Origin of the sequence: Nibricoccus aquaticus (assembly GCF_002310495.1) — a bacterium.
In the GTDB taxonomy this organism is placed as follows: Bacteria; Verrucomicrobiota; Verrucomicrobiia; order Opitutales; family Opitutaceae; genus Nibricoccus; species Nibricoccus aquaticus.
The window spans coordinates 636515-655602 of record NZ_CP023344.1 but is presented as its reverse complement, the minus strand read 5'-3'; the positions used below and the strand labels follow the sequence as shown (position 1 = coordinate 655602).

At 62.7% G+C, this 19088-nt stretch carries 13 protein-coding genes; 10 read left to right on the top strand and 3 right to left on the bottom strand.

From position 1 onward, the window contains the following. Positions 1-10: 10 nt before the first annotated feature. Positions 11-3844: a PAS domain S-box protein gene (locus CMV30_RS02780; protein WP_096054609.1), complete on the bottom strand. Its 3834-nt coding sequence runs from the start codon at positions 3842-3844 to the stop codon at positions 11-13. Positions 3845-4181: 337 nt separating this feature from the next. Between CMV30_RS02780 and CMV30_RS02775 the strand changes: the two genes are divergently transcribed. The 5 genes from CMV30_RS02775 to CMV30_RS19220 all read left to right on the top strand — a co-directional run bounded on the left by CMV30_RS02775 (position 4182) and on the right by CMV30_RS19220 (position 8843). After that, the gene (locus CMV30_RS02775) at positions 4182-5066 is read left to right on the top strand and encodes a DUF6268 family outer membrane beta-barrel protein (protein WP_138223083.1); all 885 of its coding nucleotides are present in this window, start codon (positions 4182-4184) and stop codon (positions 5064-5066) included. Positions 5067-5220: 154 nt separating this feature from the next. Continuing rightward, complete coding sequence (locus tag CMV30_RS02770) at positions 5221-6660, top strand: aminotransferase-like domain-containing protein (protein WP_096054607.1); 1440 nt, start codon at positions 5221-5223, stop codon at positions 6658-6660. Between the two features lie 58 nt (positions 6661-6718). After that, positions 6719-7303: a DJ-1/PfpI family protein gene (locus CMV30_RS02765; protein WP_096054606.1), complete on the top strand. Its 585-nt coding sequence runs from the start codon at positions 6719-6721 to the stop codon at positions 7301-7303. After that, positions 7287-8231, top strand: a complete 945-nt coding sequence (locus CMV30_RS02760) for an EamA family transporter (protein ID WP_175414708.1) — start codon at positions 7287-7289, stop codon at positions 8229-8231. Before CMV30_RS02765 ends, CMV30_RS02760 begins: the two co-directional genes overlap by 17 nt. Positions 8232-8363: 132 nt before the next feature. Then, complete coding sequence (locus tag CMV30_RS19220; protein ID WP_175414707.1) at positions 8364-8843, top strand: TPR end-of-group domain-containing protein; 480 nt, start codon at positions 8364-8366, stop codon at positions 8841-8843. A gap of 78 nt (positions 8844-8921) precedes the next feature. On the opposite strand, the gene CMV30_RS02745 is transcribed toward CMV30_RS19220, so the two are convergent. After that, on the bottom strand, positions 8922-9629 hold the full coding sequence (locus tag CMV30_RS02745) for a tRNA-uridine aminocarboxypropyltransferase (protein ID WP_096054602.1): 708 nt from the start codon (positions 9627-9629) through the stop codon (positions 8922-8924). 225 nt (positions 9630-9854) lie between these two features. On the opposite strand from CMV30_RS02745, the gene CMV30_RS02740 reads away from it, so the two are divergent. Further along, positions 9855-10301: a hypothetical protein gene (locus tag CMV30_RS02740; protein WP_096054601.1), complete on the top strand. Its 447-nt coding sequence runs from the start codon at positions 9855-9857 to the stop codon at positions 10299-10301. 325 nt (positions 10302-10626) lie between these two features. Then, a complete protein-coding gene (locus CMV30_RS02735) occupies positions 10627-12648 on the top strand; it encodes a tetratricopeptide repeat protein (RefSeq protein ID WP_138223080.1) in 2022 nt (673 codons plus the stop codon). A gap of 145 nt (positions 12649-12793) precedes the next feature. Here CMV30_RS02735 and yihA read toward each other — a convergent pair whose 3' ends face one another. Beyond that, positions 12794-13411 carry a ribosome biogenesis GTP-binding protein YihA/YsxC gene (gene yihA, locus CMV30_RS02730; RefSeq protein ID WP_096057579.1) on the bottom strand — a complete coding sequence of 206 codons (618 nt, stop codon included), beginning with the start codon at positions 13409-13411 and terminating at the stop codon, positions 12794-12796. A gap of 253 nt (positions 13412-13664) precedes the next feature. Between yihA and CMV30_RS02725 the strand changes: the two genes are divergently transcribed. The 3 genes from CMV30_RS02725 (at position 13665) to CMV30_RS02715 (ending at position 18958) form a co-directional block, all read left to right on the top strand. Further along, positions 13665-16148 carry a beta-mannosidase gene (locus tag CMV30_RS02725; protein ID WP_096054599.1) on the top strand — a complete coding sequence of 828 codons (2484 nt, stop codon included), beginning with the start codon at positions 13665-13667 and terminating at the stop codon, positions 16146-16148. A gap of 52 nt (positions 16149-16200) precedes the next feature. Then, the gene (locus CMV30_RS02720; RefSeq protein ID WP_096054598.1) at positions 16201-17727 is read left to right on the top strand and encodes an MFS transporter; all 1527 of its coding nucleotides are present in this window, start codon (positions 16201-16203) and stop codon (positions 17725-17727) included. 64 nt (positions 17728-17791) lie between these two features. Further along, positions 17792-18958 (top strand): XylR family transcriptional regulator, encoded by a 1167-nt coding sequence (locus tag CMV30_RS02715; protein ID WP_096054597.1) that lies wholly within the window; start codon positions 17792-17794, stop codon positions 18956-18958. Positions 18959-19088 lie beyond the last annotated feature (130 nt).

The following is a 19088-nucleotide window of genomic DNA, read 5'->3' as shown; positions in this document are numbered from 1 at the left end:
ACCACGGAGATTATTTTTGATCGAGGACGGTGCGGATGGCGCGGGCGAGGTCGGTGATTTTGTAGGGCTTGGGGACCATGCCGCGGAAGCCGTGCTTGCGGTAGTTGGCCATGACCGGGTCGCTCGAATAGCCGCTGGAGACGATGGCGGTGACTTGAGGATCGATGGCGAGGAGTTCGTGCATGGCTTCGAGTCCGCCCATGCCGCCGGGGACGGTGAGGTCCATGATGACGAGGCGGAAGGGATCGCCGGAGGCTTTGGCTTCCTTGTAGGCGGCTACGGCGGCGGCGCCGTCGGGCGTGGTCGTCACCACAAAGCCGAGACGGGTGAGAAGCGTTTTTGCCATGAGGCAGATGGTGGCCTCGTCGTCCATGAAGAGGAGGCGGCCGGACATGGGGACGATGGGGCTGGCGGTTTCCGACGGGACGGGGTGGGCCTCGGGGGCGGCGGGAAGCCAGATGTGGAAGGTGGTGCCTTTGCCGAGCTCGGACTCCACTTCGACGTGGCCCTGATGTTTGCGGATGATCGAGTAAACAGTGGCGAGGCCGAGGCCGCTGCCGGACTGCTTGGTCGTGAAGTAGGGATCGAAGATGCGGGCGAGGTGATCGGCGCGGATGCCCATGCCGGCGTCGGCGATGGAGAGGCGCAGGTAGCTGCCATCGGCGAGTAGGCCGGGCGCGCCGCGCTGGCCGGTCTTTTCGTTGGCGATGGAAACGCGAACGACGCCGCCCTCGGGCATGGCCTGGACGGCGTTGATGACGAGGTTCTGGACGACCTGGCCGATCTGGCCCTTGTCCACGTCGGCGGCCCAGAGGTTTTCGGAGATGGCGAATTCGCAGCGGACCTTCGAGCCGTGGAGGCCGAACTCGGCGGCTTCGCGGACGACCTCGGGGAGGCGGACGGTTTTGCGCACGGGGTCGCCGCCTTTGGCGAACGTGAGGAGTTGCTGGGTGAGGTCGCGGGCGCGGAGGACGCCGCGCTCGGCTTCCTCGAGCCAGCGGCCCACGGCGTCGTTCACGGTGGAGTCGAGCATGGCGAGGGTGACGTTGCCCATGACGACGGTGAGGATGTTGTTGAAATCGTGGGCGATGCCGCCGGCGAGGATGCCGATGGATTCGAGCTTCGAGGAGCGGAGGAGCTCGGCTTCGAGGCGGGAGCGCTCGGTGACATCGCGGAAGACGGCGACGGCGCCGATGGCGCGGCCGGAGAGGTCATGCATGGGAGCGCAGCGGCCGTCGACCTGGCAGGTGAGGCCGTTGCGGCCGGTGAGGACAGTCTGTAGTGGGAACTCGATGACGCGGTGTTCGGCGATGGCGCGCTGGAGCGGGAGGGAGGCGTGGGTGAGGTTTTTCTCGTGGCGGAGGCGGCTGATCTCATCGACGTGGCGGCCGATGGCGGAGCCGGCGGTCCAGCCCGTCATGCGTTCGGCGGCCTCGTTCATGAACTGGACGACGCCTTCGGTATCGGTCGTGAGGAGGCCTTCCGCCATGGCGCGGAGGGTGACGCGGAGGCGTTCGCGCTCGGCGGCGAGTTCAGCCTCGGCGGTGCGAATATCGGTGAGGTCGACGAGGACGATCTGGGTGTGGGAGATGGTGTCGCCTTGTTCGAGCGGGGGCATCCACCAGCGGTAAAAGACGCGGCGGGGGGAACCGTCGAGGCGGAGGAGAGTGACCTCGCCCTCGACCTCGGATTTGCCGGCAAAGAGGGCGAGGAAGGTTTGTTTGCGTGCGGCGTAGGCGTCGGGCGTGAAGACGCGGTGGATGTTAGCGGAGAGTTCTTCCTTGGAGGAGGCGCGCACCATGCGGAGGGTTTCGCGGTTGGTGTCCACGATCTTCACGGAGGTGAGCATCCGGGCGAGTTCGTCGGGATGCTGGTCGAGGTAGGTGGCGAGGTCAGGGACGCCGGCGGTGCGGAGGCCTTCGAGCCAGACGCCGACTTCGCTGTAATCCTGCTCGATGATGGCGACGGGGGATTGTTCGAAGAGGACGCGGTAGCGGGCTTCGCTCGTGCGGAGGCGCTGGTCGGCTTCCTGGCGTTCGGTGACGTCCTCCACGAGCGTGAGTACGGCGGGGCGGCCGGCGAACTCGTGCGCGTGAGTGGTGACGTTCATGAGCATGAGGCTGCCGTCCTTGCGGCGGTGGAGCCAAAGGCCGGGGAGGGCCTGGCCACCCCGCCACTCGGAGAGGGCTTTGCGGAGGCGCTCGACTTCGTCGGGCGGGCGGATCTCGAAGATGGTCATCGCGAGGAACTCGGCCTCGGTGTATCCATAATGCTTTACGGCGGCGGGGTTGACGGCGAGGAAGCGGAGCGTTTCCAGGTCATACACCCACATGGGGCAGGGGTTTTCCTCGAAGAGGCGGCGGTAGCGGGCCTCGCCGTCTCGGAGGGCGGCCTCGGCAGCCTTGCGGTCGCTGATGTCGGCGTGGGCGCCGATGAGGCGGAGGGGTTGCCCATCGGGGCCGAAGATGGCGCGGCCGCGGGCCTCGATCCATTTATAGGAGCCGTCCTTGCAGCGGATGCGGTAGTCGACGTCGTAGCAGTCTTTCTCGTGGCGCAGATGCGAATGGAGAGCGGCGAGGACGCGGTCGCGGTCATCGGGGTGGACGCGACCCTGCCAGGCTTCGCGGTGGGAGGGAAATTCGTCGGGGAGGTAGCCGATGATTTCTTTCCAGCGATCAGAGAGGTGGGTTTCGCCGGTGAGGTAATTTTGCTCGAAGATGCCGGCGTTGAGGCCGCGGACGGCGAGTTCCCAGCGGTCCTCGACTTCGCGGAGGCGGGCCTCGGCGGTGCGGAGGGGCGTGAGATCAGAGACTGCGACGACGACGCGGGAAAGGTCGGGGCGGCCGGAGGCGGTGTGAACGCTCCAGTGCATGACGCCGTGGTTGAGTGAGCCGTCGGTGCGGCGGAAAGTGAGTTCGCAGATAACCTCGGTGCGGCCGGCCCAGATGGCTTCGAGTTCGAGGCGGAAAGCGTCGAGGACGGAGGGCGTGATGGTGGCGCTGAGGTGGGCGCGGTAGGAGTCGAGATCGGGTGTGCCGGCGACGCGAAGAGCGGCGGGGTTGGCGCTGAGGATGCGGATGCGGCAGAACTGGGCGGCGAGTTCGTCGGGGTGTTTTTTAAGGTAGTCGGAAAGATCGGGGAGGTTTTGAGCGCGGAGGGATTCGAGCCAGAGGGCGGGCTCGGTGAAGTCTTCCTCGATGATGGCGACGGGGGCGTTGGAAAAGAGCTCGCGCAGACGGGCTTCGGAGCCGCGGAGGGCCTCTTCGGCGCGGAGACGGGGACGGAGATCGCGCAGGATGACCTGCATGTAACGGCGCGAGCCGGCGGTGATGAGGGTGGAGCGGGCGTTGACAGGCACGCGTTCGCCGGAGCGGTGGAGGACGTGTGTATCTTCATCCACGATACCGCCGCGTTTGCCGTGCTCGATGAAGGCGCGGCGGACGAGTTCGCGCTCGCTGTTCTGGTGAACGGTGGTGTGGCGATGGCCGACAAGCTCGGTGGCATTCCAGCCGAGGAGTTCGCTGGCGTAGTGGTTGGCTTCGATGATGACGCCGGTGTCGGCATCGGCGACGAGGATGGCGTCGCTGGCCTGGGCGAGAAGGAGACGGTGGCGCTCTTCGGAGGTCTCCAGCTCGCGGGCGTGTTTTTCGAGTTGAGCCCGGAGTTTCTTACTGGAGCGGTGGACGAGAAAGGCGGTGGTGGCCGAGGCGGCGGCGATGCCGGCGAGGGCGAGGCTCCAGCCGGTGGCTGCGGAGCCGGGGGTACACCCGCTCGAAAGGCTGGCTACCGATCCCAAGGCGGTGGCCAAGAGAGTCCGCTGCCGATAGATACGGGACAGGTTCATGGAGGATGGTTTCGCTAAAAAATGTGGTGCGACGGAAGTCGGGAGCCTCGGTTTTGTCGAGGGGCAATCCCCTAGCGGCGGGGGAGTTTTACGAGAACTTTAACCGGTTGTTGGATACCACGATTTTCGGAGAAGGAGCCGATAACACAGGTTCGTAGCGAAACTGAAAGCGCTGTGCTGGCTTCGTGAAGCGGAGGTGATGTGGTCGTGCCTGACCTATGACGCTAGTGACGGGAAGGGAGGGGGAGCCGATGAGAATTTCGCGGGAACGCTTGCAGAGGCGGGCGGGGCACGCACCGGTATGCGCGCCATGTCATCCACTTTTTCCGGTCTTCGTGTGTCCTTAATCGCCTTGCCGATGATTTCGCTGGGGCTCGCCACGGGTGGCGCGCAGCCGGCGTCCACGACATTCCGGCCGGCGCTGGCGGAGGCGTATGCGTTCGAGTATTCTTGGTCGGGAGCGGCGGATGTGGAGCGCGGGCAGACCGTGGGCGAGGTGTCGGTGCATCACACTGAAGGGAGTTTCTCGGGGCGCCTGCCACTGGGTGAAGGCACGGCGCTGTCATATGGCGCGGCGTTTAGCATCAACCAGCTGGAGGCGGACGGGCTACTGCCGCTGCCGGACCGGCTGGGTGAGCTGACGGTGAATCTCGGGGTGACGCACCGGTTTTCGCAGCAGTGGAGCGGGTCGGCGTTTGTGCGGCCGGGTTTTTATAGCGATCTGAAGGATTTTTCGTCGGACACGTTTAACGTGCCGCTGATCGCGATGGCGAATTTCGTGCAGAGCCGGGATCTAGTGTGGATTTTCGGCGTGGGGGTGAATGGTTTTTCGGACAGAGTGGTCATGCCGATCGCGGGCGTGCGCTGGAAGTTCGCGCCGGAGTGGACGCTGAACGTTGGGTTTCCGCGACTGGGTGTGTTGTGGGAGGCGGACAAGCGGTTGTCGGTATTTGCGGGCGCGAGCGTGCAGGGCGGGAGCTATCGCATCACGGAAAATCTGGGCGTGCCGGCGGCGGGTGTGTCGCGGCTGGCGAACACGTATGTTTCTTATCGCGAGATCCGGCTCGGGGCGGGTGCGAAATGGGCGGTGACGGAAAAGGTCTCGGTATCGGTCGAGGCGGGCGTGATGACGGACCGGCGCTTCGAGTACTTCGACCGCAACTATACGTTGAACGGCGAAGCGGCTCCGTATGCGGCGATCAGTCTGGATGGGCGGTTCTGAGATGGACGTCGGATAGGCGGGAGGGATGTGAGACGAGGAAATTGTCATGGTCACAGTGTCGGTGGCGCGCCAACTGTGCTGGTGGCAATCATTGCCGGGTGCATCTGCGCACGGAAGGAAGTTGCCGGTATAAAAGCGTCCTTCATTTCCTGCCATGATCGCCACCGCTGCCAAATCCGCCGCTCCGCTTTATGTGACGCTTGCCGATTCGTTGCAGGGGCTGGTGGAGCAGGGGACGTTGCGGCCAGGGCACCGGGTGCCGTCGGTGCGGCGTATGGCGCTGCAGCGCGATGTGAGTATCTCGACGGTGTTGCAGGCGTACACAGTTTTAGAGAATCGCGGTTATCTGGAGGCGCGTCCGCAATCCGGATACTACGTGCGGCCGCGGTTGCCGCTGGATGCGCCGGAGCCGCGCATGGCGAGGCCGATGGCGAAGGCGAGTTATGTGGGCGTGAACGATCTCACGGCGGAAGTGGTGATGCGTTCGGCGGAGCCAGGGCTGGTGCCGTTTGGCGCGGCGTGTCCGGATGCGTCGCTTTTTCCGGTGAAGAAACTGGCGCGGTTCATCGGCTCGGCGGCGCGGAGCGATGCGGGGGCGCTGGGGCGGTACGCGATGAACTGGGCGTACGAGCCGCTGACGCGCGAGATCGCGCGGCGGTATCTGCACGCGGGGGCTTCGCTGGCGCATGATGAGCTTGTGGTGACGATCGGTTGTTCGGAGGCGTTGAATCTGTCGCTGCGCGCGGTGACCAAGCCGGGCGATACGGTGGCGGTGGAGACGCCGGCGTACTTCGGGATTTTGGAGATCATCCAGAGTTTGAATCTGCGTGTGGTGGAGATCCCGACTGATCCGCGCGATGGGCTGAGTCTGGAGGCGTTTCGCGATGCGCTGGAGCGGCATGAGGTGAAGGCGCTTTTCGTGATGCCGGCGTTTCAGAATCCGCTGGGCACCTGCATGCCCGACGAGAAGAAGGAAGCGCTCTATGAGTTGCTCGCGGAGTACGATGTGCCTGCGATCGAGGACGACATCTACGGCGATCTCCATTTCAGCGAGCGGAGGCCGAAGCCGCTGAAGGCGTGGGACCGCGATGGGCGCGTGCTGTTGTGCTCGTCGTTTGGGAAGACGCTCGCGCCGGGTTTGCGCGTGGGCTGGGTGGCGCCGGGGCGTTATCTGGAGCGCGTGCAGCGACTCAAGTTTACGAATACGCTGGGGACGCCGGTGGTGTTGCAGAAGACGGTGTCGGACTTCCTGCGCGATGGCGGGTACGATCATCATCTGCGGTCGATCCGGCGCGCGTACCAGAACCAGCTGCATTTGTTTTCGCAGGCGATCTTGAGGTATTTCCCGACGGGCACGCGGTTGAGCCGTCCGCAGGGCGGGTTCGTGTTGTGGGTGGAGCTGCCGTCGCGCGTGGACACGTTGCGGCTGCACGGCGATGCGCTGAAGCAGCGGATCAACACGGCGCCGGGCGCGCTGTTTTCGGTGAAGGATCGTTACAAGAACTGCCTGCGCATGAATTGCGGGCTGCCATGGACGCCGACAGTCGAAGCGGCGCTGAAGATATTGGGCGAGCTGGCGAAAGGGCAGTTGTGAGCGTGTCATTGTTCACATCGACGAACCGGGCGGAGCTTTTCGTGACAGAGTCGTCTCTATGAAAAAGCACGTGGCTATTTTGATCTTCGACGATGTTGAGATTCTCGACTTCGCGGGACCGTTCGAGGTTTTCGCGGTGACGGACGAGTTGCGGGCGCATGAAACGTTTCATGTGTTTACGGTAGCAGAGCAGCGGGCGACGATCCGGGCGCGCAATGGGTTGAAAATCGTGCCGGATTTCTTGCTGGAGAATTGTCCGGCGGCGCAGGTGCTGGTCATCCCGGGCGGGAAGGGGGCGCGTGCGTTGTTGAATCGTCCGTTGCTGATGGAGTGGGTGCGCAAGCAGGCGCGCGGGGCGGAGATCGTGATGAGCGTTTGCACGGGTGCGCTGGTGCTGGGGAAGGCAGGGCTGCTGGATGGGCTGCGGGCGACGACGCATCACGCGTGTTTCGAGGAGCTGCGGGCGGTGGTGCCGACGGCGGTGATCGAAGCGGGTGTGCGGTTCACGGATAATGGGAAGGTCTGCACATCGGCGGGGATCGCTGCGGGGATCGATCTGTCGCTGCATGTTGTTGGCCGCTTGCTCGGTCAGGAAGTGGCGGATACGACGGCGCGTTATATGGACTATGAGCGCCACGCTTGAACAAAAGCCGTCGATGACGGCGATGGTGACGGCGTTTGCCGCGATCTATCTTGTCTGGGGAAGCACGTATCTGGGGATGCATGTGGCGATCGAGACGATGCCGCCGTTCTTGATGGGGGCGGGGCGTTTCGGGATCGCGGGCGCTCTGTTGTTGGCGTGGCTGGCGGCGACGAGTGCGGCGATGCCCACGAGGCGGCAGTGGGTTGAAAATCTTTCGGTGGGGGCGGTGATGCTGGTGGGCGGGAACGGGTTGGTGGCGTGGTCGTTGCACTATGTGCCGTCGGGGGTGGCGGCGTTGATTATCGCGATCAGCCCGATTTTTTTCGTGCTCATCGAGTGGGGTTGGCCGGGCGGGGAGCGGCCGTCACTGCTGACGTTCGTGGGGCTGGCGCTGGGATTCGGCGGGGCTGCGTGGCTGGCGGCGCCTTGGGAGAATGGGGTGGGCGGACATGCGGTGCATGTGGGCGGGTTGCTGGCGCTGGTGGGGGCGTGCGTGCTGTGGCCGTTCGGGTCGATTTATGCGAAGCATCTGAGGAATCCGGTGGCGCCGTTTATGGCGTCGGCGGTGCAGATGATCGGTGGAGGACTGGGGCTTGGGGTGGTGTCGTTGCTGGCGGGAGAGTGGGCGGGATTTCACCTGACGGGGGTGAGCGCGCGGTCGTGGGGAGCGTTTAGTTATCTGGTGTTGGTGGGATCGCTGGTGGGATTTTCGACGTTCGTGTGGCTCATGAAGCACACGACACCGGCGCGGGCTTCGACGTATGCGTATGTGAACCCGGTGGTGGCAGTGTTTCTCGGGTGGCTGATTCTGGATGAGCACGTGGATGCGCGGACGGTGTGGTCGGCGGCAGTGATCATCGCGGGCGTGGTCCTTATCACGTCGCAGAAGGGGCGGCGGAAGGAGGGGAAAGTGTCACGTAATACGTGACACTTTTTCCAGGCGGGCCGGCGGGCCTGGGAGGATGGGTGGAGTGGGAGCGCGGATGGAGTGTGCGATGAAGGGCGGGGAGGGTGGAGCGTGGCGTTGCGGAGGGGCGGGGAGGGCGTTTTGTTTTTGGGGATGATCACTCCGCGCAAACGGCTCGCTTACGCGCTCGGCTATATCGAGCTGAGTTTGTTGAGGGAGGCGCGTGCGGAGCTGGCGCGGCTTTCGGTGGAGGAACGGGCCGAGCCGGAGGCGATGGCGGTGTTGGTGGAGCTCGCGATGGTGGAGGATGACTGGCGGCAGGTGATCCGGCTGGCGCCGTTGGTGGCGAAGGCGGCGCCGGCGGTGGAGCGGCCATGGATCGCGTGGGCGTATGCGTTGCGCGAGGTCGGCAAGATCGAGGAGGCGCGGGAGATTTTGCTGCGTGGCGCGGAGGTGATCGAGAAGGCCACGGTGCTCGTGGAGTATAATCTGGCGTGCTACGATTGCCTGCTGGGCGATCAGGCGGGGGCGAAACGGAGGCTGGCGAAAGTTTTTAAGAGAGAGCCGGGGTGGCGGGCGCAGGCGAAGGCGGACCCGGATTTCAAGGCGATGGATTGGCGGAGTTTTGTCTGAAATCTGCGGTGACGGCAGGTGCGCCAGGTGTGAGTTGCGCGGGAGCCAGGGGGTGGGATTTCAGGGAAGTGTCACGTATTACGTGCCACTTTCGTCGGGGGGATTTTCGGGAGGACGAAGTCGCGGGCGGGAGCGGTCGAGTGAGGCCAGGAGGTCGGGGAAGGCGGCGCGGATGGGGGAGTCGGCGAGGTAGGCGTCGGCTTCGGCGAGGCGGCCGCGACCGCGGAGACCGGCGTAAACGTGGAGCTCGAACTGGAGTTGGAGCGTGGCGTGCGTTTCCCGGAGGCCGAGGGAGTGGAGGAGAAACATGAGGGCTTCGACGGTGCTGAAGCGGCCGGGGATGTTTTGCTGGGAGCGGAGCAGGTATCGGCTTTTCCCGGACATGGGGAGGCTGACGCGGCGGCCCCAGCCGTTGATGGCGCGGGACATGTCGCCGGCTTGGGCCCAGGAGCCGTCGAGGAGGAGGAGCTGGATGCGGGCGGGGGCGGCGTTGGCGGGGGGCGGATCGCCGGCGGGGTGGAGAATCCAGAGTTCGCGGCCGGGTAGGCGGACGGTGGCGGGATCGACGGGGCGGTCGTAGCGCCAGACGAAGCGGCGGGAAGCGGGGATGGTACGTTGGATGAGGTGGCCGGTGGAGGTGGGTTTCACGACCTCGTCGGCGTGCATGAGGATGTCGATGGCGAGGGGCGTTTCGAGGGTGCGCAGGCCGGCGCAGATGCACCAGCGGGGGGCTTGCTGGCAGCGGGGGCAGCGGACGGTGCCTTTGAGAACGACGCTTCGGGCCATGGAGAATGCGGATGGGGAGCGCATGCATTGGCGACGCCAAGCACAAACCGGGAACACAGAGGAGGCGGGAATGTAACGTAATACGTTACATCGGGCTTTTGGGGAATTGGAGGGCGTTGGGAGGTTGGCGCTGCATCCGGGGGCTGGGGTGGGTCGTAGCTGGGGGTGACGTTACGATATCTGGACTGGGAACCACCGGGCTGGTTGAGACGTCTACCTTTTATCATGAAAACTCCCCTTACCCTTTTTGTCTGTCTCGCGGCCCTGGTGCTGGCGGGTTGTAGCACGGTCCAGAGTCGCATCGAAGAAAAGTCCGCCGTGTTTAACGCGCTGCCGTCAGAGACGCAGTCGCGCATCCAGCAGGGGTTGGTCGATGTCGGGTACACGCAGGACATGGTGTATATCGCGATGGGCCGGGCGGACAAAGTGGTGGAGCGTGCGACGGGTGCGGGGAGCGAGACTGTGTGGATCTATAACAGCTATTATCAGGAGTATCAGGGCTCGGCTTTCGCGGGGTACCGCCGGTCGGTTTACTACGATCAGCGGATCAAGGCGTACCGGGTTTTCTACGAGCCGGTGCGGGCCGATGTTTATCGCGACCGGGTGGAAGAAGTTGCCCGGGTGGTGTTTAAGGATGGGAAGGTGGCTTCGATCGAGCAGGTGAAGGAGTGAGTTTTTAGGGCGTTAAAAATTAGTAACGAGGGCCGCCGTCAAAAGCGGCCCTTCTCGTTGGGCGGTAGCCGAACGGCGAATGGATTTGGCGGGGCAAGTGTGAGAAGGTGGGGATATGTCGTTTGATTGGATCACGTTTTTGAAACCGTTGGTGTTGCCGGGGCTTTTGGGCCTGGCGTGGAGCGTGTATGCGCTTTGGGGGGTGAGATGGCTCCGGGGAGTGCGGCGCGCGCGGTTGTTTTGAGTGATGGGTTGAAGTAGGGGGCGGACGGGACCGGGAGATCGGACTGGCCAAGGGCGGGGGGCGCGGATGGATTTCGCGGCGATGAACATGCGCCTTTGCCTCGCGGTCGTGCTGGTGGGTGGGTTTGCCGGTCTGGCGTCGGGAGGAGCGTTAAAGGCGGAGGACGCGGCGTCGGGAACGACTGTGGCAACGCCGCCGACATCAGAGGCCGAGATCGCGGCTCAGGTGGAGCGCGTGCGGACGGCGGGGGATTTTCGCAATGTGGAGGTGGCGGAAGAGTGGGAGGACTTTGAGAGCGAGAACGAGAACCTGATCGGCAGCGTGCCGCGGAAGGCGACGAATTTTGAGAAGGCGATCGCGAAGGCGAAGGCGCTGTCCGGGGCGGTCGATCCGAAGGCCGTGAAGGCGGCGCGGGCGAAGGTGCCGGAGGCGGACGATGTGGCGGCTTACCGCGGTCTGGCGTTGCGTGAGGCGGCGGCAGGGAATCCGGACGCGGCGTTTTGTTATCTGGTGTATGCTCATGAGGCCGATCCGAAGAACGCGGATGTGCTGAGCGATCTCGCGGGCGCTCTGGCGATGCTGGGCTACGCGAACGAGGCGCTGGCGATTTTGGACGAGCTGGCGAAACGCGGGGCGGTGATCACGCCACCCATGGGGCTGAGCTCGGAGGATGTGCTGGAGTACACGCGGGGATACGCGCTGCTGCGACTAGGCGAGCAGGCAGAGGCGCGGAAGAAACTGGAGACGGTGCGGGACCGGCAGCCGTTGTTGTCGGAAGCGCCGAAGCTGTTGTCGCTGCTCGATGCGCATGAGGACAAAGACCCTCGGAAGAATTTTCTTCTAGGCGTATGGCGTGGGCGGGCGAAGGTGGCGGTAGCTGCGGATGTGGATGCGAAGAAGCCGGAGCCGGATGCGTTCACCGAAGATGAGGAGCGTGAGAACGATATTGTCGCGATCGATGTGCGCAGCTGGTTGGATCTGGGGAAGGGCAAGGTGGGTGTGCTGCCGAATGTGCCGTACGCGGCGAATGCGAAGCAGGCGAACGGGCTCGTGAAGAAATTCGAAGAGTTGGATGAGTCGGAGGAAAAGAACCACACGGCGATCCTGCAGAAGCGAAATGCGATCAAGCCGCGGAAGTACGTGCACACCGACACGAGTCTGGACGAGACTTGGGGCTACCGGATGGAAACGCTGGTGCGCGCGATGGATTATCGTGATCCGAAACTGCGAGCGTTGAACCAGCGGATGTTTGATGTGGATCGAGAGATCAAAAAGGCGTGGGACGCTATCAAGAAGGAGCGGGATGATCGCGCGGATGCAGCCATCAAAGCGCTGTATAAAAGTAATCCTAACGCCGGCCCACGCGAGATCGGCGAAGCCATGCGTCCGGCATACGATGCGGCGTTGGGGCAGTCGCGCGGGCTCATCCAGAAACTCGATAAAGCAGTCCGTGATCGTTTCGCGGAGTGGCACTTGCTGGTGACGGCGCTGGGGGGCGAAGTGGGCGATGCGAAATGGCGGGAATATATCCGGGGCAGTATTGAAGCAGAACGGACGGCGGCATTTCTCATGGTGATCCATCGCGTAGACCGGCATGCGCGCATGGGCGCGGTGCCGTTTCTGGAAATGGAGCCAACTAGCGGGCCGGGCTCGAAGGAGGAGCAGGGGATGGGCAACTGCGATGGGAACCAGAGCGTGGGGATCAGTGTAAACAGCTTGGGAGCGGGTGAAGTGTTACCCTTCGATCTGGGCGTGGAGGCGACTTGCGAAGGCTTGTCGCTGGAGGCGGGCGTCTCGGTGCTGCCAGGGTTGCAGATCTCGGGGGAGATCGGCGTGGACAAGAAGGGCGGTTACTCGGTGTTCGTGGGGCCGAAGATCGATGCGACAGTCAAAGGCACGGGTGTGGCCATCAAGCAGGGATTTACGGTCTCGGGTTCTCGCGGCAAAGGAGTCACGGACTTCGGTGCTAAGATAGAAACCAAGGCGAGCGTGTCCGTGGGCGCGGTGAGCCGGTCGACGAAGATCGGCGACCAGTCGATGTCGTTCCTGCCTGCTCCGCGCGGAGGTCCGCCGGTGGATCTGGTGCCGATTGGGACGAAGTGAGCGGGGCGGCGGGGCCAGCTCGCAATGACCAATGACCCGGTGGCGTTTTGGGCGCAACGCGGGATTGAGGGAGTCGCGGGGTGAGGGCACCCCGCCTACAGCGGAATTGGAAGCGCGCGGGGACGTCAGGCTCCACCTTGGAGGGTCAGCCGCCGGTGCGGTAGTTTTTAGATTTCAGGGTCTCGGCGATGACGGCGAGGATGTCGTTGCGGCCGTCTCCGGTTTTTGAGGACGTGACGATGATGCCGGGGAGTTCGTCGGGCCACCACGGGGTGATCTCTTTTTTGAATAGCTCGATGTTGGCCTGGGCTTTTACGGCGGACTGTTTGTCGGCTTTGGTGAAGACGAGGACGAAAGGCGTGCCGGTGCTGCCAAGCCATTCGAGGAACTGGAGGTCGATTCGCTGGGGCGGGAGATTCGAGTCGATGAGGACGAAAACGCAGAGGAGGTTTTCGCGGTTATCGAGGTAGTCGGCGACGGATTCGTTGAAGTCGGCGCGCTGGTCCTTGGTGACTTTTGCGAAGCCGTAGCCGGGGAGATCGACGAGGTGCCAGGCGTTATTGATGACGAAGAAATTGAGGAGCTTGGTCTTGCCGGGGAGGTCGGAGACTTTTGCGAGATCTTTCTTACGCGTGAGGGCGTTGATGAGGGATGATTTGCCGACGTTGGATCGGCCGATGAAGGCGAAGTCGGGGCGGAGGGATTGCGGGCACGAGGCGAGGTCGGGCGAGCTGCGATCAAATTCGACCTTGATGATTTTCATGCGGCCAGCTGAGTGGCAGCTCTGATGGGAGAGCGCAAGGGAGGGAATCATGGGGAATTCCACGATGGTGCCGCTCTGACAAGCCGATGATTGTGGGCGGAACACGCCGTGGCCGCACAGGCTGCCTCTCAAGTGCCGGACAAAGGATCTCATTAACACCAGGACTCCCTTCGCCTAGGATGTCGGCCCGGTCTATGCGGCCCAACCCCAGTCCCTGCCGCACCGTTTCACTCACGCCGTTTTCACCCTTTCCATGCAAAGCCTCTCGCTTGCCACCGCTGCGTGGCGTTTCCGCGATTGCTCGACCAAAAGCTGGCTGACGGCCTCCGTCCCTGGCTGCGTCCACACCGACCTGCTCGCTGCGGGAAAAATTCCCGATCCGTTCTGGGGCGTTAACGAAACCGGCCTTCAATGGATCGAGGAGCGCGACTGGGAATATAAAACCACGTTCACTGTTTCCGCCGCTCTGCTCGCAGAGGAAACCGTAGAGCTGATCGCCGACGGCCTCGACACCGTTGCCACCGTCACGCTTAACGGCGAAGAAATCGCCCGCACGGAAAACATGTTCATCAGCTTCCGCTGGGATGTGAAATCGCTCCTGCGCGTTGGCAAAAACGAACTCGTCGTCCGCTTCGGCAGCGCGATGGCATACATCCGTTCTCATCGCACCGACCACGCGCCGCGTGAGATCAATGACCCCGTCGGCGGCTGCACCCGCATCCGCAAACAACAATGCCAGTTCGGCTGGGACTGGGGCCCGCGCTTCGTCACCGCCGGCATCTGGCGCGACATCCGCCTCGAAGCCTGGAGCGCCAACCGTCTCGAAAGCGTCCGCGTTTCACAGACCCACGCTACCGACGGCTCTGTTACTCTTGCGCTCGCGCCCGAACTCACCCGCGCCGATACGAAGGCAACGACGCGCTGGAAGCTCGCCCTCGGTGAAGTCACCGTCGCCAGCGGCACCGGAACAGTCATCGTGGTAAAGAATCCGCAGCTCTGGTGGCCGTCAGGGCAGGGCGAACAACCGCTTTACCGCCTCGAAGTAACCGTCGCCGCCGCCGACGGCTCGCCGATCGGCCACTGGCAAAAACGCATCGGCCTGCGCACCATCGCGCTCGACCGTCACAAAGATCAGTGGGGCGAATCCTTCCAGTTTCTCGTCAACGGCCGCGCGATCTTCGCCAAAGGCGCGAACTGGATTCCCGCACATACCTTCGTCACCACGCTCGACCGCGAACGCTACGCGCGCGATCTCCGCGCCGCTGTCGCCGCCAACATGAACATGGTCCGCGTGTGGGGCGGCGGCATTTACGAGAGCGAGGATTTTTACGATCTCTGCGACGAACTCGGCCTGCTCGTCTGGCAGGACTTCATGTTCGGCTGCACGATGTATCCCGGCGACGACACCTTCGTCGCGAGTGTCGAAGCTGAAGCCGTTTCCAATATCAAACGTCTCCGCCACCGCGCCTCGCTCGCGCTCTGGTGCGGTAACAACGAGGTCTGGGCCATCAACTGCCACGACCTAGTGAAGCCCGAGTTCGCCGCCTATCGCCGCGCTTACGACCGCGTTTTCCACGAAGCGCTCCCGCCCATCGTCGCCGATCACGACGGCGCCACGCCCTACTGGCCCGCGTCTCCGTGGCGTGGTGACACCGCTGCCGATCACCCGTCTGGCGAGATCCGCGGCGACACGCATTACTGGGATGTCTGGCACGCGCGCCACGCTGTGAAGGATTACGAGAAGTGGAGTTTCCGCTTCGTTTCCGAATTCGGCATGCAGAGCTACAGCTCGCCCGCGACCAACGCCACCTTCTGCCCGCCCGACGACAATAACGTCTTCGGTCCGGTCATGGAGAATCACCAGAAGAACCGCGCCGGAAACCAGATCATCCTCGATTACGTTTCTCGCCGCTACCGCTTCCCAAAGGGCCAGGACGAGCTGATCTACCTCTCGCAGCTCAACCAGGCCTACTGCATGCAGACCGGCGTCGAACACTACCGCCGCCTCATGCCGCGGTGCATGGGTGCGCTGTATTGGCAGCTTAACGACTGCTGGCCGGTCGCTTCGTGGAGCTCGATCGAGTTCACCGGCCGCTGGAAAGCACTCCAGTATCTCTCTCGTCGCTTCTTCGCTCCCGCCCTCGTCAGCGCGCACATCCCCGGCGACGAAGGCGCGATCATCGGCAACTACCGCACGAGCACCGTCCGTGAAGTTCACCTACACACATCGTACGATGCGCCCGTCGCCGTGACCGGCGTGCTCCGCTGGAACGTGTTTCACCTTGACGGTCGCAGCCTACTTCAGGGCAAGAAAACCGTCGCGCTCACGCCCGGCGAAAGTGCGAAACAGCAGACTCTCGATCTCGAAACGCTGCTGGAGAAACACAGCCGCGATTCCCTCTACGTCCGCTTCGCTCTCGAAGTTAGCGGCAAGACCGTCAGCGAAGACACCGCCTTCCTCACACCGCCGCGTTTCCTCGCGCTGCCCAAGGCGAAGAAAACCGCCGCAGTGATCAAAATAACCTCGCCGAAAAGCGCCGAACTCACGTTCAAGTCGCCGGTCTTCCAGCACCGCTTCGCGTTCGACTTCGCGGGCGTCGATTTTCATGCGACGGATAACTTCTTCGAACTCTATCCCAACGAGTCGAAACGCGTGACGGTGACGTTCGATAAACCCGTCACGCTCGCCCGCCTGAAAAAAACACTCGCCCACCATTCGCTGGCCGACACGTACTGACCGGTCCGTCCTTCGCCCCTTCGGCCTTTATCCCTCCAGCCCGCTTTGCCCCATGTTCAAGTTCCTCGGCTCCTCGAATCGCAAACTCAACCAAGACTACGTCATCGCCTCCGCTGACAAAGTCCCGCTCTCGCAAAAACTCGGTTACGGCTTGGGTACGTTTTTCGACATGTGGGGGCACTGGCTTTACCCGACCATCGCATTCCAGATTTTCGGTCTCTACCTGCACGTCCCACAGTGGCAAATCGGCGTGGCTATTCTGCTGAACCGCATCTTCGACGCATTCTCGGATGTGTTGTTTGGCTGGCTCTCGGATAACACGCGCACGCGAATGGGGCGCCGTCGGCCATACATGCTTGTGGGCAGTCTCCTGGCGGGCGTTGGCCTGCCGTTTTTGGTAGCGATCGATCCAAGCTGGAGTCCAAGCACCGGCTTCTGGTTCATGATCGTTTCTTCGGCGGTCTACCTGCCGATCGTGAGCTGCTTCAACATGCCGTTCCAGAGTCTCGGTAACGAACTCACGCCGGATTATCACGAACGTACGAAGGTCTTCGCATTCAAAAATGCGGTGCAAAAAATCCCTGAGCTGGGCCTGTTTTTCTTCGGTCAGTTTTTTTCCATGGCAGTCTGGGTAGGCGCGGACAGCAGCAACGTGTTTGATCGCGTCAAACAGCTCTTCACGACCACCGCGGCCTGGCGTACTTCGCCGGATGGCGCTTCGCCCAACATGCTGATCGGCGCGCAGGTTTATCTTTCGATCTGCGGTCTTATCATGATTGCCGCCGGTTTGCTCTCCGTCTTGCTCGTGCGCGAACGGTATTATGGAAAGCTCGTAGCCGCCAAGCAGGAGAAAATTTCCATCAAGGAAACGCTCTGGCAGACGCTCAAATGCGCGCCCTTCCGTATCCAGCTTTCGATGCAGCTGGCCTACAACATCGGGCTAAGTATGGTCGGCACGCTCGGTCTCGCAGTGACGATTTATTATGTGTGCGCAGGTAATAAATCCGTCGGAAATCTTTGGAATTTCTGGATGGGCGTGTCCGGAATGGCCTTCGGGTTTCTCGGCATTCCCGTGTTTGCGTTCATCGCTCGTCAGCTCGGGAAGCGCCATGCGATGATGGCTGTGCTGGGCACTGCGGTCCTCATCTTTGTCGCGACGTGGTGGTTGTACACCCCGCACATCGTCTGGCTCCAGGTGTTTGCCTCAGGATTGATCGCATTTACCGGCGCGGGTTTTTGGATGATCTCAGGATCGATCGGCGCTGACGTCATGGACTATGACGAACTCGAAAACGGCCGCCGTCGCGAGGGCTCGTTTGTCGCGTGCGGGTCATGGATCAATAAAGTCGGCATGGCGATCGGTGCAGCCGTTTCCTTTTTCATCCTGGAATGGGTCGGCTTCGACTCCAACGTCGCGATTCAGAGCGCAAGTACTCTGCTCACTATTCGTGTGTTGCTGGCGGCGATTCCCATCATCGGTCTGGTGATCGCGATGATTGCGCTGGCCAGATTCCCGCTCTCGCAGGAGCGCATGGCGGACATCCGCATCCAGCTCGAGGCGCGTCGCGGCAAGGTCTGACGCTCGCCACTGATTGCCGGTTGCCTGCCCGTGAACCGCCGCGCAACTTGCGCGCGTACCCGGCATGAAACCCCAAGTCCTGCTCGTTTTCCTCACGCGCTTCGAAGAAAGCACCGCGATGCTCAAGGGCATCGCGCAGTACGAACGATCGCACCGCCCCTGGGCAGCCTTCCTCGATGATGAGGCCCGCGCGGAGCATGATCCGCAGTGGCTGCGCAGCAAAAAATGGCACGGCGTCATCAGCCGCCACACTACGCCCGCGCTCTTGCAAAGTTGTGCCGAGCTGAAGATCCCGCTCGTTGATCTCAACGACACGCCGCTCAACCCCGGCGTCCCGAAAATCCGCCCGGACAACACCGGTATCGGCCATCAGGGCGCCGAGCATTTCATGGAGCGCGGCTTCCGAAACTTCGGTTTCTGCGGTTTCTCTACCGATGCCTGGGCCTGCGAACGCCGCGACGGTTTTGTGGAAGCGCTTCGTCTCGGTGGACATGGCTGTGAAGTATTCGATGTCGAATACCCGGGAGATCTCACACCGTTCTGGGATGCGAAGCAGACCACTGCGCTCGCTGCCTGGCTTCGCCGGCTTCCCAAGCCCGCCGGGATCATGGCCTGCGTTGATATGCGCGCGCTTCAAGTCATCGCCGCCGCGCAGACCGCAGGACTGCTTGTACCTGAAGAGATCTCCGTCATCGGCGCTAACAACGACACTATCCGCTGCGAGCTCGCTTACCCGCCGCTCTCCAGTGTCGCGCCGAATGCGTTTCAGTCCGGTTATCATGCGGCCGAAACGCTCGCGTTGCTCATGAGCGGAGGGAAGAAGGACGTCGTGATGGATCGTCGCATCGAGCCGCTCGGCGTCGTGACGCGCCAATCGAGCGACATCCTCGCGATTGACGACAAGAACGTGGCCGCTGCGCTCAGCTACATTCGCGAACACGCCTGCCACGGCATCAGCGTCGAGGAAGTGCTCAAACATGCGTACGCATCTCGCAGCCAGCTGGAGAAAAAATTCCGCCGACACTTGGGTCGTTCACCGCAGGCGGAGATCCGCCGCGTACAGGTAGCGAAAATCCGTCAGCTGCTCTTCGAGACCGATTTCCCTCTGAAGAAGATCGCCGAGCTCACCGGCTTCGAGCATGTGGAGTACATGTGCGTCGTCTTCAAGCGCATCACCGGCGAAGCCCCGGGAAGTTACCGCAAGAAAGTTCAGACGAAGAGTGGGAACTAAGTTTGCAGCGGCTTTGCTTTTTTCACGCGGCGTGAGATTTTCCCCTCGTAAACGCGCTGAGCGAGACGGTTTCAGCTCTATGATTTGAGTACGGCAACCAATCTTAATTGCGGTGCAAGTGAACTCATTC